The 15465-nt window shown below is 63.1% G+C and carries 17 protein-coding genes; 6 read left to right on the top strand and 11 right to left on the bottom strand.

Going from position 1 to position 15465, the window contains the following annotated elements; translation table 11 throughout:
* Positions 1–20: 20 nt before the first annotated feature.
* The 3 genes from ACERHN_RS11705 to ACERHN_RS11715 form a co-directional block, all read right to left on the bottom strand.
* Entirely contained in the window at positions 21–797 is a 777-nt protein-coding gene (locus ACERHN_RS11705; RefSeq protein ID WP_415919206.1) for an HpcH/HpaI aldolase family protein, read from the bottom strand.
* A 151-nt stretch (positions 798–948) separates the two neighbouring features.
* Positions 949–1623: a winged helix-turn-helix domain-containing protein gene (locus tag ACERHN_RS11710; RefSeq protein ID WP_415922730.1), complete on the bottom strand. Its 675-nt coding sequence runs from the start codon at positions 1621–1623 to the stop codon at positions 949–951.
* A gap of 1 nt (position 1624) precedes the next feature.
* Positions 1625–1906, bottom strand: a complete 282-nt coding sequence (locus ACERHN_RS11715) for a hypothetical protein (protein ID WP_415919207.1) — start codon at positions 1904–1906, stop codon at positions 1625–1627.
* 170 nt (positions 1907–2076) lie between these two features.
* On the opposite strand from ACERHN_RS11715, the gene ACERHN_RS11720 reads away from it, so the two are divergent.
* The 4 genes from ACERHN_RS11720 to ACERHN_RS11735 all read left to right on the top strand — a co-directional run bounded on the left by ACERHN_RS11720 (position 2077) and on the right by ACERHN_RS11735 (position 6015).
* The gene (locus ACERHN_RS11720; RefSeq protein ID WP_415919208.1) at positions 2077–2529 is read left to right on the top strand and encodes a hypothetical protein; all 453 of its coding nucleotides are present in this window, start codon (positions 2077–2079) and stop codon (positions 2527–2529) included.
* Positions 2530–2715: 186 nt separating this feature from the next.
* Positions 2716–3330 (top strand): ribonuclease HII, encoded by a 615-nt coding sequence (locus tag ACERHN_RS11725; protein ID WP_415919209.1) that lies wholly within the window; start codon positions 2716–2718, stop codon positions 3328–3330.
* 87 nt (positions 3331–3417) lie between these two features.
* Entirely contained in the window at positions 3418–4518 is a 1101-nt protein-coding gene (locus tag ACERHN_RS11730) for a site-specific DNA-methyltransferase (RefSeq protein WP_415919210.1), read from the top strand.
* 144 nt (positions 4519–4662) lie between these two features.
* The gene (locus tag ACERHN_RS11735; protein ID WP_415919211.1) at positions 4663–6015 is read left to right on the top strand and encodes an adenylate/guanylate cyclase domain-containing protein; all 1353 of its coding nucleotides are present in this window, start codon (positions 4663–4665) and stop codon (positions 6013–6015) included.
* Here ACERHN_RS11735 and ACERHN_RS11740 read toward each other — a convergent pair.
* From ACERHN_RS11740 to ACERHN_RS11750, 3 genes are all read right to left on the bottom strand, one after another.
* Positions 6012–7178 (bottom strand): hypothetical protein, encoded by a 1167-nt coding sequence (locus ACERHN_RS11740; RefSeq protein ID WP_415919212.1) that lies wholly within the window; start codon positions 7176–7178, stop codon positions 6012–6014. The two genes, ACERHN_RS11735 and ACERHN_RS11740, sit on opposite strands and share 4 nt — an antisense overlap.
* Positions 7178–8314 (bottom strand): alkane 1-monooxygenase, encoded by a 1137-nt coding sequence (locus ACERHN_RS11745; RefSeq protein WP_415919213.1) that lies wholly within the window; start codon positions 8312–8314, stop codon positions 7178–7180. Before ACERHN_RS11745 ends, ACERHN_RS11740 begins: the two co-directional genes overlap by 1 nt.
* An 84-nt stretch (positions 8315–8398) precedes the next feature.
* The gene (locus ACERHN_RS11750) at positions 8399–9391 is read right to left on the bottom strand and encodes an A/G-specific adenine glycosylase (protein WP_415922731.1); all 993 of its coding nucleotides are present in this window, start codon (positions 9389–9391) and stop codon (positions 8399–8401) included.
* 137 nt (positions 9392–9528) lie between these two features.
* Here ACERHN_RS11750 and ACERHN_RS11755 point away from each other — a divergent pair, with 137 nt between their 5' ends.
* Together ACERHN_RS11755 and ACERHN_RS11760 are read left to right on the top strand one after the other, a co-directional pair.
* Complete coding sequence (locus tag ACERHN_RS11755) at positions 9529–10044, top strand: DUF721 domain-containing protein (RefSeq protein ID WP_415919214.1); 516 nt, start codon at positions 9529–9531, stop codon at positions 10042–10044.
* Positions 10041–10739 carry a DsbA family protein gene (locus ACERHN_RS11760; RefSeq protein ID WP_415919215.1) on the top strand — a complete coding sequence of 233 codons (699 nt, stop codon included), beginning with the start codon at positions 10041–10043 and terminating at the stop codon, positions 10737–10739. The genes ACERHN_RS11755 and ACERHN_RS11760 overlap by 4 nt, the downstream gene beginning before the upstream one ends.
* Positions 10740–10791: 52 nt before the next feature.
* Here the strand turns inward: ACERHN_RS11760 and lpxK are convergent, their stop codons facing one another.
* From lpxK to ACERHN_RS11785, 5 genes are read right to left on the bottom strand one after another with little or no spacing between them, the layout of a single operon-like run.
* Positions 10792–11775 (bottom strand): tetraacyldisaccharide 4'-kinase, encoded by a 984-nt coding sequence (gene lpxK, locus ACERHN_RS11765; RefSeq protein WP_415919216.1) that lies wholly within the window; start codon positions 11773–11775, stop codon positions 10792–10794.
* Positions 11775–12983, bottom strand: coding sequence for a 3-deoxy-D-manno-octulosonic acid transferase (locus ACERHN_RS11770; protein WP_415919217.1), 1209 nt, complete (start codon positions 12981–12983; stop codon positions 11775–11777). Before ACERHN_RS11770 ends, lpxK begins: the two co-directional genes overlap by 1 nt.
* A 20-nt stretch (positions 12984–13003) precedes the next feature.
* On the bottom strand, positions 13004–13246 hold the full coding sequence (locus tag ACERHN_RS11775) for a DUF4170 domain-containing protein (RefSeq protein ID WP_415919218.1): 243 nt from the start codon (positions 13244–13246) through the stop codon (positions 13004–13006).
* Positions 13247–13303: 57 nt separating this feature from the next.
* Complete coding sequence (locus ACERHN_RS11780) at positions 13304–14083, bottom strand: 3'(2'),5'-bisphosphate nucleotidase CysQ (protein WP_415919219.1); 780 nt, start codon at positions 14081–14083, stop codon at positions 13304–13306.
* Positions 14070–15413: a TldD/PmbA family protein gene (locus ACERHN_RS11785; RefSeq protein ID WP_415919220.1), complete on the bottom strand. Its 1344-nt coding sequence runs from the start codon at positions 15411–15413 to the stop codon at positions 14070–14072. The genes ACERHN_RS11780 and ACERHN_RS11785 overlap by 14 nt, the downstream gene beginning before the upstream one ends.
* Positions 15414–15465: the final 52 nt, after the last annotated feature.

Below are 15465 nucleotides of genomic sequence, written 5' to 3' on the forward strand. Positions count from 1 at the left end.
TTGCGCGCGGTTTTGCCGGGTCAGGTGGCGGCGTCTTTCCATTTGGCCGACAATTCGCGGAGCGCGCGCGCGAGGATCAGGAGGTCAAGCCCGGTGGCGACAAACCGCGCGCCCCAATCCAGAACGTCCTGCGTGAATTCCGGAGTGGTCGCGAGAACGCCGGGCGCCTTGCCTGCGGCTTCGATCCGTTTGAACGCGTCCTTGATCGTGGCCTGGACGTCGGGATGGGTGAGTTGGCCCATATGGCCCATGTCGGCCGACAGGTCCGCGGGCCCGATGAACACCCCGTCGATGCCGTCCACCGCGAGAATGGCGTCGAGATTTTCGATGCCAGCACGGTTTTCGACCTGGATCAACAGGCAGATCTGATCATCGGCGGTGGGGCCGTAATCGGTGATCGCGCCAAACCGGCTGCACCGCGCGCCGGAGTAGCCGACGCCGCGTGCGCCGGTGGGGGGATAGCGAACGGCATCCACCAGTTGGCGGGCTTGTTCCGCGGTTTCGACCATTGGCACGAGGACGGTTTGCGCGCCCGCATCAAGCACCTGCTTGATAATCCATGTCTCACCCACGGGTACGCGCACGGCAGCGTGGCTGTCAGAGGCTTCGAGCGCCATCAGCTGCATGCGCATCCGCGAGATGTCGTAGGGCGTGTGTTCGCCGTCGATCAGCAGCCAGTCGAACCCGGCTGTGCCTGCGATTTCCGTGGCCAGCGGATCACCGAGTGACAACCAGCATCCAATGACAGTACGGCCCGACGTAATGGCAGCTTTGAACGGATTGGTGGGGGCGGGCATGCGCGGTCTCCTTTGAACTTTTGCGCACCATACGCCGCTTTGCGCCCGGGGCCAGTGTTGAATTGAGGCGCATGCGCGCCACACGATTTCATACATCCGGCTCCGCCGGATGGGTGTGCCTCCGGCGGTGGTATTTTTCGCCAGAAGAAGGTCAGAGGACTTTGATCACGTCCTTTTCCACGGCGAGCATGTAGCCGCGGCGGGCAATATTCTTGACCAGAAGTTCGCTGACGATCTGGTTGCCCAGGGTGTCGCGCAGGCGTTTGATGCGTGTGGCGCCCGCGGCTTCTTCGCAATCGGCGGCGGATCGGCCCGAGATCATCCCCTCGATTTCCGACCCGGACAGAACGTCGTCATCCATGCGGGCCTCGGCCAGGATGGACATGGTTTCCATGGCGGCGTCGGTCAGCTTGAAGCCGAGGTTGTTGAGATAGACGGTGTTTTCCTCGCGGCTGATCAGGAGCGAGTTGACCTGAATGCCCGCGCGTTCGATCTGGGCCATGCGGCGGTTGAAGCCGACGAGCAGGATCAGAAAGACGAGGGCTGCGATCATCATGCCGGTGGCAAAGACCAGCAGGACGAAGATCACGAGGCGGTAGCTGGCCAATGTGTCGGCAAAGGCGGTGCCGGACTGGGCCAGGATTTCCAGCAGTTTGATTTCAGCCTGCCCCGTCAGATCCGCGTTTTCGATGAACATGGCTTCGACCCGTGCGTCGAAGGCGCGGCTGTCGGGCAATGTCAGAAAGAGGATAAGGGCCGCGGCGATCAGAAGGGCGAGGATACTGCCGATGCCGATGGCAACCAGTCGTCCGCCCGTGCGCCGGATGTCAGAAGCGGAGGAAATATTGTCCGGCACTGTTTTTCCTTTGATCGAGGCCTTCGGGGCCGAAAACGGACTGGACTTGCAGGAGGGTCCAGCCTTGGGCGGCAAGCCGGGGCCCGAGTTCATTTTGGGCGGAGCCCGCGTTGCAGGAGCCGTTGATCTGGGCAACGCCATAATGGAGCCGCAGTGGGCCGTCCATCTTGGCCTTGTAATCGGCGTAGCATTGCGCGCTGGCCGTGCCGGCACAGGCCAGCGCTATGATGAGGGAGAGGAGGAAGCGTGTCATGTCACCAAACTGCGCCGGGGCGCGTGGATATTCAATAACAATAGGGGTTTGCGCACGGTGATATCCGATAACAGGGGGGTGTTATTGCCTGTCTGAAGCGGGGCGGACCAGGTTGAGGGCACAAGCGAACACATGCTGTCGCAGCCCAAGCAACCGAAAGGACCTCTCTCATGATCTTGCGTATTCAGAAACAGTTCATTGCGGCGATTGCCGCCGCCGCGATTGCCATAACCGGGTTTTCCGCAGCACCGGCGCGTGCAGGGGATGATGAGGCGGCTGCGGCTATTGCCGCGATCCTCGGCCTTGCCGTGATAGGCGCGGTGATTGCCGACAAGCGCAAGGACAAGAAGCATCGTGAGAGTGTGATCGTGCATCCGCGCCCGCCCAAGCCGGTGCCGCCCCGGGTGGGGCGCAAATTGTTGCCGCAGCACTGTCTGCGCAGTTTCCGTACCGATCGGGGACACCGCCAGATCTTTGGGCAGCGCTGCCTGCACCGCAGCTACGACCACGTCCATAGCCTGCCGCGCAAGTGTCACCGGGAGTTCTATACGGATCGCGGCTGGCGTCAGGGATATGCGGCGCGCTGCCTCGACCGGCACGGGTATCAGTTGGCCCGCCGGTAAGAGCGGGCGAAGGGGCCTGACCCTGAACAAGGGAAGCAGGCCCAACTGGGAAAGAGCGGTGTTCGGGCACCGCTCTTTTTTCATGTGTCGGTCAGAATGGGTCGCCGTGCGGCGACACGTGATGTTTGCACTTTCCTCTGGAAAGTGCGTTTTTGCCTCCGGCGGGGATTTTTGGGAACAGAGACGATGCCGGACCTTTCGTTTGAGTTGGAAATCGGGGGGCGTGTTGCCGGCGTCGATGAAGTGGGTCGTGGTCCGCTGGCCGGGCCGGTGACGGCGGCGGCGGTTGTGCTGGATCTGCGTCATGTGCCGGAGGGTCTGAACGATTCCAAGGCGCTGAGCGGGAAACGGCGGGTGCAGCTTTGGGATGCCATTCTGGAGCATGCGGATGTGTCCGTGGCGCATGCGTCGGTGGCAGAGATTGATGCGCTCAACATCCTGCGGGCGTCGCATGTTGCGATGGAGCGGGCGGTGGCCGGGCTGGCCGTGTCGCCGGATCACGTTTTGGTGGATGGCAATCAGGTGCCGCGGGGTCTGGCGATCCCGGCGACACCTGTGGTGCGCGGTGATGCGCGTTCCGTCAGCATTTCGGCGGCCTCAATTGTGGCCAAAATATGTCGCGACCGGATCATGGTGGATTTGGCGCAACAGCATCCCGGCTATGGCTGGGAGACGAACATGGGATATCCGTCAAAAAGCCACAGGTTGGCGCTGGAAAATCTCGGGGTGACCCCATGGCATAGAGTCTCGTTCAAGCCGGTCCACAATATCTTGTATCAAGGAAAAATCTCAACCGATTGATTCAAAAAAGAAATTGACCGCGAATCGCCTGTGACTCATCTTGGGATCAACCAACGAGTGCAAAAGCACCGGGGACAGAGGCAGACGATGACGAAACATGTAAAGGGCGCTGAGGCGCTTCCCTTGAACCAAATACTTGCGGGTGATTGCATTGATATCATGCAGTCGCTGCCGGCGAATTCGATCGACCTGATCTTTGCCGATCCGCCGTACAATCTGCAGCTCAAGGGTGAACTGCACCGGCCGGACAATTCCAAGGTGGACGCGGTTGATGATCACTGGGACCAGTTCAACTCGTTCCGGGCCTATGATGAGTTCACCACCGCATGGCTGAAGGCCGCACGCCGGTTGCTTAAGCCAAACGGCGCGATCTGGGTCATTGGCAGCTATCACAATATCTTCCGCGTGGGGTCCGCCTTGCAGAACGAAGGGTTCTGGATCCTCAACGACGTGGTGTGGCGCAAGTCAAACCCGATGCCAAATTTCCGTGGCAAGCGGTTTACCAATGCGCACGAGACGATGATCTGGGCTGGCAAGTCCGAGACGTCGAAATACACGTTCAACTATGAGGCGCTCAAGGCGCTGAACGAAGGCATTCAGATGCGGTCCGATTGGGTGCTGCCGATCTGCACCGGGCATGAGCGGCTGAAGGATGCCGCCGGCGACAAGGCGCATCCGACGCAGAAACCCGAAAGCCTGCTGCACCGTGTGCTGGTTGGGTCGACCAATCCGGGCGACGTCGTGTTGGATCCGTTCTTTGGCACCGGCACGACCGGCGCCGTGGCCAAGATGCTGGGCCGGGAGTTCATCGGGATTGAGCGCGAGGCCGACTACCGGGCCGTGGCCAAGGCCCGCCTTGCCAAGATCCGCAAGTTCGACAAGGAGGCGCTGACCGTGTCGGCGTCCAAGCGCGCAGAACCTCGCGTGCCCTTTGGCCAGTTGGTGGAGCGCGGCATGCTGCGTCCGGGCGAAGAGCTGTATTCCATGAACAAGCGTCACAAGGCCAAGGTGCGGGCCGATGGCACGCTGATCGGGGACGACATCAAAGGGTCGATCCATCAGGTCGGTGCCCATCTGGAAAACGCGCCAAGCTGCAACGGCTGGACATACTGGTGCTTCAAGCGCGACGGCAAGACCGTGCCGATTGACGTGCTGCGCCAGCAGGTCCGCGCCGAGATGCACGACTAGATATTCACGAGACACCGCCAGGTGCCTGCGGCCTTACCCAAGGCATAGCCCAAGGCACTGCAACTCAAGCCCCGCCACAATTGGCGGGGCTTTTTTATATGCTGGCGTTATTATGCGGGTGTGACGAGGCAGAGGACGCAGAACATGGCCGACATCAGCAATCCAATCCTCCCGACGCGGCGGTCCGTGCAAGAGGCCGCGCTGCCCAAACATCGCTATGCGCGCGAAGCGCTCGAGCGGAACAAGCGCGAAGGTATGGATTTGGCGGTAAAGGCGCGGATCGGGGCGCTTGCTGCGACGGCGCTCTTGCTGGTCTACCTCAATCCCAGCTTTGAGGTCCTGTGGTATCACGGGCTGCTCGCCGCACTTGTTCTTGTCGGCCTGGCGCAGCGGCGGGTGGGGCGCGTGGGCCAGTCGCGCGCAGAGCTTGCCCTGCTCTTTGCGGATCTGTTGTTGATGACCGTCGCCTTGCTGCTGCCCAACCCGTTTGCGTCAGAGCCGTTGCCGACCGCGATGATCTTTCGGTTCGAGGTTTTTCAGTACTTCATGATTATCCTCGCGGCGGGTGTGCTGACCTATTCCTGGCGCACGATTATCGCGATGGGCAACTGGACTGCGGTACTGTGGCTGGGCGGGACGGCGTGCGTCTGGTGGTTTGGCCGCACCTATCCGGAACTGGGGGATGCGATGGCTGCGGTGTTTCCGAACAATCCGGATCTCGTGCATCTTTTTGATCCGAATTCGGTCAACTGGGACCTGCGGATACAGGAAGTCATCGTGTTTTTCATGGTGGCCGCGATCCTTGCCGTGGCGGTGCGGCGGTATCAATTGCTGGTGCTGGACAGCGCTGAAATGGCTCGGGAACGCACCAATTTGGCGCGCTATTTCTCGCCGTCCATGGTCGAAGAGCTGTCGACCAAGGATGAACCGCTGGGCCAGATCCGCAGCCATGATGCGGCGGTTCTGTTCGTCGACATTGTCGGGTTCACCTCCTATTCGGACGGGCGCGCCGCCGAAGAGGTCATCGAGACATTGCGCGCCTTTCATGCGCAGATGGAAAGTGCGGTGTTTGCCCATGGCGGGACGTTGGACAAGTATCTGGGCGATGGGTTGATGGCGACATTCGGCACGCCCTTGCCATCCGATGATGATGCCGCCCGCGCGTTGGCCTGTCTGGAGGATATGGCCGGGCGCATGAACCGGCTGAATGCCGATCGGCGCGACGCGGGCGTAGAAGAGATTGACGCCCGCTTTGGGCTGCATTTCGGACCGGTCGTTCTCGGGGACATTGGCGCGAACCGGATGGAATTTGCGGTGCTGGGCGACACGGTCAACGTGGCCAGCCGGCTGGAATCGGTGACGCGGGACCTGAATGTGCGGGCCGTGGTGTCCGACACCTGCATCATTGCCGCCGGTGGACATGGGGCCTTGCACCGAACCGCGGATCAACAGGTGCGCGGGATCGCGCAGCCGCTGCCAATCTGGGTGTTGGATTAAGTGATTGTCAGCGTTGCCGGGTCATGGTCGGCGTCAAAGACGCTTTTGTTGCGCCATGAATTGTGCCGGGTCAGTTTCAGCGATTGCACTTCGAACCGTTGGCCGCCGAACAGCTTGCCCATACTGTCCCGAATGCCGCGACCGGGGCGCAGAGCGTGCATCCACGCTTCGAACCGGGCGATATGGTCAGGCTTTGGTGTGCCGTTCGCGACCTTGATGCAAAAGCTTTTGGGGCCGCCGCTGATCAAAAGAGCGTGCAGGCACATGGGCATGAGGCTGCCGTCTTCGAGGTCGGGCCCGTGCTGTTCATCGGGCGGCAACAACTCCAACTGTCCGTTCACCCCGCGCACCACCCGGTACGGTGCCCAGCCTTCGTCGATGATATATGTGGTGCCGTTGGCAGCGGCGCGGGCAATAGCCGCCGGGGCGTCACCGTAAAACCGCTTGGGTATGATCGCTTGCGTGAGATCGAATTGCGCAAAATCGAGCGGATCAACAGATGCGGGCGGCGGCAAATCCAACAGCTTGTCTGCCTCTCCGGGGTGCTGAAAACGTACACGGTGCCCTTCGGAAGATATGTCGAAATAAACGTGCGGCTCTATGTACTGGCCCCCGTTTTCAGAGCCGGACAAGGTCTTGATCACGGTGCCATCGGCTTCTCTGATCTCGAATCTATAGTCGCGGCCGTCGACCTTTTCGCGAAACACGGTGCGCCCGCTTGTTATATCGAGGTCTTTTGGGACCATGCCCGAAGCGCCTTGATGTGCCACGCGGGGCCGGTCATCTGGCCTGTCACGGGGGTGGCCGAACCAATCGGGGTCAAAGAGGTCGCCATCGACCGATTGATAATCTTGGGGACAGCCAGAGAATATTCTCAGATCCGCCCGGACCTCAAAGGCGCGACCATCGAGGATGCGCCGTTCCCAGGGTCGCGCCCCATCGTCAATGCCCAGATCACACAGCAGGCCACCTGCGTTCAGTCGGTGAATGATCTGTTCGATGTGGGCACGGTCCGGGGTCTCGAACACCATGGCGAACCCGCAATAGCGCAAGCCGCTGTGCAGGCGCCGCATATCCGTCACCAGATCGGTTTCGACCACCAGCGCAATCTGGTTTTTGCGTTCCAAGGCACGGTCAAGCTCGGCCTTGAGTGCCCCGTTCATCACCGGGGCATCGGGTTTGCGGCTTTGTTGTAGAGTGACCAGTCGGTAATATCGGGATAATACATTCCACGCCATTTTTGTACCCGTGGGTTCATGACCTTGCGCCAGACGGGCGGAATCATCGCCGCGATTGTCATCACCGGATAGCCGTAGGGCAGCTGCGGTGCTTCGTCCGCGTCATAGGTCTGCAGCACCGGGAACCGACGGTCGGGTTTGTAGTGGTGGTCCGAATGCCGTTGCAGGTTGATCAACAGCCAGTTCGACGCCTTGTGGGCTGCGTTCCAGGAATGGCGGGGCTGGACATGCTCGTATTTTCCCTCGCCCAGGTGTTTGCGCGTCAGACCGTAATGTTCGACATAATTGACCAGCTCCAGCTGCCAGATCGCAACACCGGCCTGCATGAGGAAGAGGCCAATCCCGGCCCAACCCCCAAGCGCAAAGGCCAAAAGCAGGCAGATGCCCTGAAGGTACAGATATTTCCAGAACGGGTTCGAACTGTGCGTGGCGGGCAGTTTCTTGCGCGCTAGCATGGCCTTTTCCGCGCCAAGCGCGCTCAGGAAACACTGTTTCAGGACACGCGGGTAAAACCGGTAAAAGCTTTCGCCCATCCGCGCGGTCACCGGATCGCGCGGTGTCGCGACATAGCGGTGATGCACCAGCAGATGCTCGGACCGGAAATGCGAATAAAGGACCATCGCCAGAAGCGCATCGGCCATCCACCGCTCCAGCGCGTTCTTCTGGTGCATCAGCTCATGGCTGTAATTGATGCCGATCGTGCCCGAGATCACACCCATGCCAAAGAAAACGGCGATCTTTTCAAAGGTGTTCAGGTGCTCTGCCGGGGCGACATACCAGATCAGCGCAAACAGCGTCAGAAACTGGAGCGGCGCCCATGCCATCGTGATGGCGCGGTACCAGAACATGTCCTCTTCCGTGGTGTCCAGATCCGCATTGTCCGTGTTCAGACCAATGGCTAGGTCCAGCGCGGAAAACAGATACCACGTCACCACCGGCAACAGCAGCACGGCCCAGCCGCCGTAGATCGCGCTGACAAAGGCCAGCGGCAGAAGAAGAAGGGACATCCAGAATGGCAGCGCGCTCTGAAAGCGGGCAACCTGTTGGGGGGGCAGGATCATGTTGTGGTCCTTTGGTTTTTGCGCACGGCTTAGGTTTAGCGGGGCAGGGGGGGACCTGCCAAGTGTGACGCTGCGCGCAAAGGCTCATTTCCGGGTGAGGTCAAAGGCTTTGCGCATCACTGTGGGCAGGTCCGAGGGGCGAAAGTCGGCTGCGGCCACAAAATGCCCGGTGGACGGGGCCGCATCCGTTGGCAGGCGCGCCACCATGACGTCGAGCATCAGGTGAAAATGGGTGAACGTGTGGCGCACCTCGCCCGGTGCCTTTTGCCATCGGGCCTCAACGGGTGGTGCCACGGGCCGCTGCTCGGACGCGGCCACCCAGTCGGATCCCGGCCACCCGAGCATACCACCCAACAACCCCTTTTCCGGCCGTGTCTCCAGCAGCCACGCGCCATCATCCCGCTGGCCCAAATACACCGTCCCATGCCGCACCGGCTTGGCCTGCTTTGGCGTCTTTTTCGGCAATTCCGGCGCTGTGCCTGCGGCGCGCGCTGCACATGGATCCCGCCACGGGCAAATGCCGCAGGCTGGCGATTTCGGGGAGCAGATCGTCGCCCCAAGGTCCATCACCGCCTGTGCATAGTCGCCGGGCCGCGTGGTCGGAGTGAGCGCCTGAGCATGGGCGGTCAGGATGGGTTTGGCGGCGGGCAGGGGTGTGTGTTCATCGTGCAGGCGCGCCATGACCCGTTCCACATTCCCGTCCACCACCACATGCGGCAAATCGAACGCAATCGACGCGATGGCCCCGGCGGTATAGGGACCAATGCCCGGCAGTTTCAGCAATGCGGCGTGATCGGCCGGAAACTGGCCGCCATGCTCCGCCGCCACGACCCGCGCACATTTCAGCAGATTGCGCGCCCGTGCGTAATATCCAAGGCCCGCCCACGCGGCCATGACGTCTGCATCCTCGGCAGCGGCCAGATCGGCCACCGTGGGCCAACGCGCAATAAAGGCGCGGAAATAGGCTGTGACAGCGGCAACAGTGGTCTGTTGCAGCATGATTTCACTCATCCAGACGGCATAGGGATCGGGCCGGACCCCTGCCGCCTTGTCCGCAGGGCTGACCCGCCACGGCATCACCCGCGCATGGACGTCATACCAGTCCAAAAGTTCTGCGGTCAGGTCACGCACGTGTTATGTTTCTCTGTATCGTCATGGCTGGTGCATGCCCCCACATCCGCTATGTTCACAACTGAGTGAAAGGGAACATAGCCATGGCCACGCGCCGCGCCACAACATTCGGGTTCAAACGGACAGCAAATCTGCTGACCGGGCAAATCCGGTCGGCCAGTGCCGCCAAGGGTTTTGCCCAGAGCCGGTTGCTCACCGGATGGGCGGAGGTTGCCGGTGCCGATATTGCCGCCATCTCGCGCCCGGTCGAGGTCAGCTATGGCCGCGGTGGCATGGGGGCGACGCTGACCCTTTTGACCACGGGCGCGCAAGCACCGATGCTGGAGATGCAGAAGGAACAGCTGCGCGAGCGGGTGAATGCCGTTTACGGCTACAACGCGATTGCGCGCATTCGCATCACGCAGACCGCCGCCACCGGCTTTTCCGAGGGGCAGGTCGCCTTTGAACGGCCCAAACCCAAAACACCCAAGACGCCCGCCGCGCCGACCCCTGAGGCCACCGCGCTGGCCGCCCCGGTTGAAGACGGCGACCTGCGTGCCGCGCTCGAGCGATTGGGCACGAACATTCTGAACAAATCACATGAAGGACAACGCTCATGACACGTTTTCTGGTGCCTCTCATGGCAATCGCCGTCGGCATCGGCGGGTATTTCTGGTGGAGCAGTACAGGGTCCGGTCCCTCGCCACAGCAACAGGCGCAGGCCGAAGCATTGCTCGGCGCGGCCAATGCACAGACCGCCGCGGACGACATCGACACCTCCGGCGTGGTCGAAATGCAGATGGGCAACCCCGATGCGCCCGTGACCGTGATCGAATACGCCAGCTACACCTGCCCCCATTGCGCGCGTTTTCACGAAGGGCCGTTCAAGCAGCTGAAGGCGGATTACATCGATACGGACAAGGTGAACTTCATCTACCGCGAGGTGTATTTTGACCGCTTTGGTCTGTGGGCTTCGGCCATCGCGCGGTGCGCAGGCACACCCGAGAGCTTCTTTGGCATCACCAACATGCTGTACGCGACCCAGGCGGATTGGAGCCGCGCAGGCGGCGGCGATCCTGCGGTGATCGTGGAGGAGTTGCGCAAGATCGGGCGTCTGGCCGGTCTGCCCAACGACACGCTCGAGGCATGCTTGCAGGACGGTGACAACCTGCGGACCCTGGTCGCGTGGTATCAGGAAAACGCAGAGCGGGATGGGATCAATTCCACGCCCAGCTTTATGATCAACGGCACCAAGTACAACAACATGGCCTACCCCGAGATGGTGCGTCTGATTGATGAGGCTGCTGGCAGCTGATCTTTGTGCTGACGGTTTTGAAAACGCCCGCCTCTGCGCGGGCGTTTTTGCGTCAGGGTACAGGCAGCGCGTTCAGGGCCGCGTCGAGCGCGTCCGGGTTTTCGATGCTGAGGCGCACGGGCAGGGTCATCACCTTGCCCCGGTCCCGCGGGGCCAGCCGCGCGGCATCCTTCTCCGTTGTCACCAGCTGCGCGCCAAGTGCGCGCGCTTCGCTTTCCAGACGACCAAGCAGGGCGGGCGACAACGGTTGATGATCGGCCAGCGCCTCGGTCCGGACGACGTTCGCACCCAATCCGCGAAGTGAGGCAAAGAATTTCTCGGGACGCCCGATCCCGGCAAAGGCCAGATAGCGCCCCAACCGCCAATCCATGCCCGTCTGCAACGGCGCGAGGCTGGCGCGCAGGCGCGGCGGTGCATCCGCAGGCAGATCAGCGTCAAAACGGTCCTGCGCCTCCGCGTCCCCGATACTCAACACGAAATCGGCCCGCTTGAGACCAACGCTGACCGGTTCGCGTAATGGGCCCGCCGGGATGCACCGACCGTTGCCAAACCCGACCTCCGCATCGACGACGATCACGGACAGATCCTTGGCCAGCGCCGGGTTCTGGAACCCGTCATCCAGCAGGATCACGGTCGCACCTGCGTCGGCTGCCGCCTTGGCCCCCGCGAGCCGGTCGCGCGCCACCCAGGTTCGGGCAAAGGCCGACAGGAGCAGCGGTTCATCCCCGACCTGTGCCGCCTTATGGCGGCTCGGGTCGACCTCGACCGGGCCCGCTTCGGACCCGCCATACCCGCGACTGACGATGTGCGGTTCGTGAAACCGGTCGCGCAACCGTTCGGCCAGCGCGATGACGGTTGGCGTCTTGCCGGTGCCGCCCGCCGACAGGTTGCCGACGCATATCACCGGCACGCCCACCGTTGCGTGCGGACCCGCCGCCAACCGTCGCGCTGTCGCACGCGCATAGAGCGCGCCCAGCGGGGCCAGCATCAGACCGCGTACATCACCCTTGCGGGTCCAGAACTCCGGCGCGCGCATCAGCTCATCACTCCGGCTCTGGCATCCAGATGGCTTTGCACCCGGCCAATGATCCGGTCGAGGCTGTCTGCACCTTCGGTCAACACATCCCACCCGGCCATCGCCATCTGTGCGGCGCGGTCGGGGGCGATCATCTGTGTGACCGCCAGACCGAGGCTGCTGGCGTCGTTCACGATCCGTGCGGCTCCGGCATCCAGCAGGCGTTTGTAGGCCGGCGCATGGGTTGGGACATAGGGTCCGTAAATCACCGCCGTCCCATGGGCGGCAAATGTATAGGGGTCATGATCAGCGGTCTGGCTGGCCAGCGATCCGCCAACAAAGGCCACCGGTGCCACCCGCAGCCACAGACCCAACTCGTCCACCGCATCGGCCACCAGCACTTGCGTGTGATCGTCTGGATAGGCACCGTCGGCCCAGCATGCCACGTTCAGACCGCGTTGCGTCGCGATGTCCCGTGCGGCCTTGGCACTGACCATATCCGCGACAAGCAGGATCAGCAGGAGGCGATGCGACGCCTTCAGCGCCTGACGGTGCGCCGCCAGAACGATCGGTATCTCGCCCATATCCACATGCGCCGCGAGCCATGTCGGCCGACCGTGCAGCGCCTCGCCCACATCGGAGACATCCGTGTCGCTGGCGGGCAGCGTATGGCCGAAGGGGTGCAGGGGGCTGACCAGTTCGATCTCGCTCACCGGGCGGCCCAGTTGCGCCAGCCGGGTAAATGCATCGCGCGACCGCGCCATAACGACGTCGAACTGTGCCAAGAGGCGGCGGGGCACCTCGGGCAACCAGCGGTCGCGCCGCCGGTCGAACCCGTCATGCCCGGCATCGACCAGGATCAGGTGCGCCCCATGCGCCTGTGCGGCCAAGATGACATTCGGCATCAACCCGCCCCAGGTCCAGATGACGATATCCGGCGCCCAATGGGTCACGAACTGTGCCACAAGCGCCGGGTGGTCGCCCGCAATTGCATCCACAAGCACGCCGTCCAGAATTGCGCCAGGATCGTCCGGTGCCACACCGGTCAGCAAAACGGTGCACCCGTCGCGTTGCGTCGCGATGCGTTGGGCCAGGTCGGCAACGGCGCGGCCATTGCCCGCCTCGCCTGCATGCACCCACACCAGTTCTCCCGCCGGGCGCGGTGCAACAGGGGCAAAGGCGGGGGCTGGCTTGCGCCCCGACAGCGTCCGATAGGCCGCCAGCCCCAATGATCCCCGCGTAGACGTTGTCAGCCCAACTCCTCCGTCGCCGTCGCGGCATTCTCTTCGTCGCGCAGGCGGTGCAGGTGGGCGATGTAGTACCGCATATGCGCGTTGTCGACGGTCCGCTGTGCCTCGGCCTTCCACGCGTTGAACGCGGTGTCATAGTCCGGGAAAATTCCCACAACGTGCAGGTCATTGACGTCCTTGAAGACATTTTTGGATGGGTCGACAAGCTCTCCGCCAAAGACGAGGTGCAGGCGTTGGGTCATGGCTATGGGTCCTTTGTTCGGAGGGGTGCGGGCAGTTTGCGCATCTGCCCGCCGGGGTCAAGAATCGCCGTCCGTCAAACCACGCAGCAATCGGGCGTGCGCGGTGGGTTCAGCGGCCAGTACGCCATCGAGATGCGGGGCGGCATTGTTGAAGCGCAAGGCGGCGCCGGTGCGGTCGGTGATGCGCCCGCCCGCCTCGGATACGATCAACGCCCCGGCGGCGATGTCCCATTCCCACGTGGCGCGCAGCGTGACCATCGCGTCAAACTTGCCCGACCCGATCAAGGCCAGGCGATAGGCCAGCGATGGTCTGTAGTGGCGTTCGAAATCCGGCACACCGCCGGGCCAGTATTTTGCATCGACAACAGGACGCGCCGCCAGAACGTGCATCGGGTCACGCGGACCGGCGACGGATATCGGCGCACCGTTCAACGTCGCCCCGAGGTCCCGCCCGGCTGCATAGAGCAAGCCACGCAGCGGCAGGAAAATGGCGGCCGCTGTCACCGCGCCCTGATGCGCCACCGCAATGGAAATGGCCCATGTGCGCGCACCCTCGACAAAGCTGCGCGTGCCGTCGATCGGGTCCACGATGAACACCGTTTCCCGATCCAGACGCGCGGCACTGTCCTCCGTTTCCTCCGACAGCCAGCCATAGCCGGGGCGCGCCGCCAGCAGGCTGGTGCGCAGGTAGTGATCCACGGCCAGATCCGCCTCGGTCACCGGTCCTGCGCCCGCGTCCTTGTCCCATCGCGCGGCAGTTGGTCCGGCAAAGCTGGTGGCGACACGTCCGGCGATACGGGCCGCATGGATCAAAAGGGGCAGGTCACGCGCCGGCAAGTGTCATGCCCGGAACCAGCAAAGAGGGGACAACCCGGCTCAGATGAGCGCGCGCATCATCGGCGGGCACGATAGAGCGCAGCATCTCGGGCAAGCTGCCCGCGATGGTGCATTCGTTCACCGGATAGGCGATTTCCCCGTTTTCGATCCAGTGGCCCGCGGCGCCGCGGGAATAATCGCCGGTGTTGGGATTGATCGTGGAACCGATCATCGACGTCACCAAAAGCCCGGTGCCCATATCGCGGATCAGGTCCGCGCGGCTGGCGGTGCCCTGATCCAGCGACACGTTCCATGTGGACGGGCTGGGCGGTGCACCGGTTCCACGTGCGGCATTGCCGGTGGGCGTCATGTTCAGCTTGCGCGCCGTGGCCAGATCCAGTGTCCAGCCGGTGAGCCGACCATCCTCCACGATGGCCCGGCGTTGCGTCGGCAGGCCTTCGGCATCAAACGGGCGGCTGCCCGTGGCGCGGGCGCGGTGCGGGTCCTCGATCAGGTTCAGCCCGTCGGGCAGAACCTGCGCGCCAAGGCTGTCGCGCAGCCACGACCCTCCGCGTGCGATGCTGCTGCCATTGGCCGCCATCAGAAGATGGCCGATGAGGCTGGCCGCGATCCGTTCGTCGAAAAGCACCGGAAACGTACCGGTCGGCGGCTTGCGCGATCCGTGCCGTGCCACCGCCCGTTCTGCGGCCTCGACGCCAATCTCTTGCGCGCTGCGCAAGTCTGATTGGTAAATGCGGCTGTCGCCGCTGTAATCGCGTTCCATGCCCGTGCCGGTGCCCGCGATGGCCACGCAACTGATGCCGCGGTCGGTGCGGGTATAGCCGCCGGAAAACCCGTTGGTTGCGGCCAGCCAGATGTCGCGTCTGCCATAGCCCGCGCTGGTCTGCTGCACCTGTGTTATGCCGTCCACGGACCGCGCGGCGGCTTCGGCTGCCTGCGCGTCATCCTGCATCTCCTGCGGCGTGGGCTCTGGTGTGGGGTCGTGCAGGTCGAGACCCGCGGCGTCCCGTTGCGCGGACAACTGATCGGGGTCCGCCAGACCGGTATAGGGGTCTTCCGGCGCCTCGCGGGCCATCGCAACGGCGCGTGCCGCCATCTCTTCCACCGTGGCGGCGCTGGCATCGGAGGTGGACACATTCGCCTGCCGCTGGCCGACAAACACCCGCAGGCCAAGGTCTATCGCCTCGGCGCGCTCGGCCTGCTCCAACCGGCCTTCGCGCACATCAACCGAGGTCGAGATGCCCTCGACCACGATTGCGTCCGCAGCATCCGCACCGGCCTGGCGGGCGGCTTGCAGCATCTGTTGGGTAAGGTCGGAAAGGACGGTCATGCGCGGCTCCTTCTGGTTGCGCATGACCTAGCTGCGGGTCTGCCGCCTTGCA

Origin of the sequence: Tateyamaria rhodophyticola, from assembly GCF_047777875.1 — a bacterium.
In the GTDB taxonomy this organism is placed as follows: Bacteria; Pseudomonadota; Alphaproteobacteria; order Rhodobacterales; family Rhodobacteraceae; genus Tateyamaria.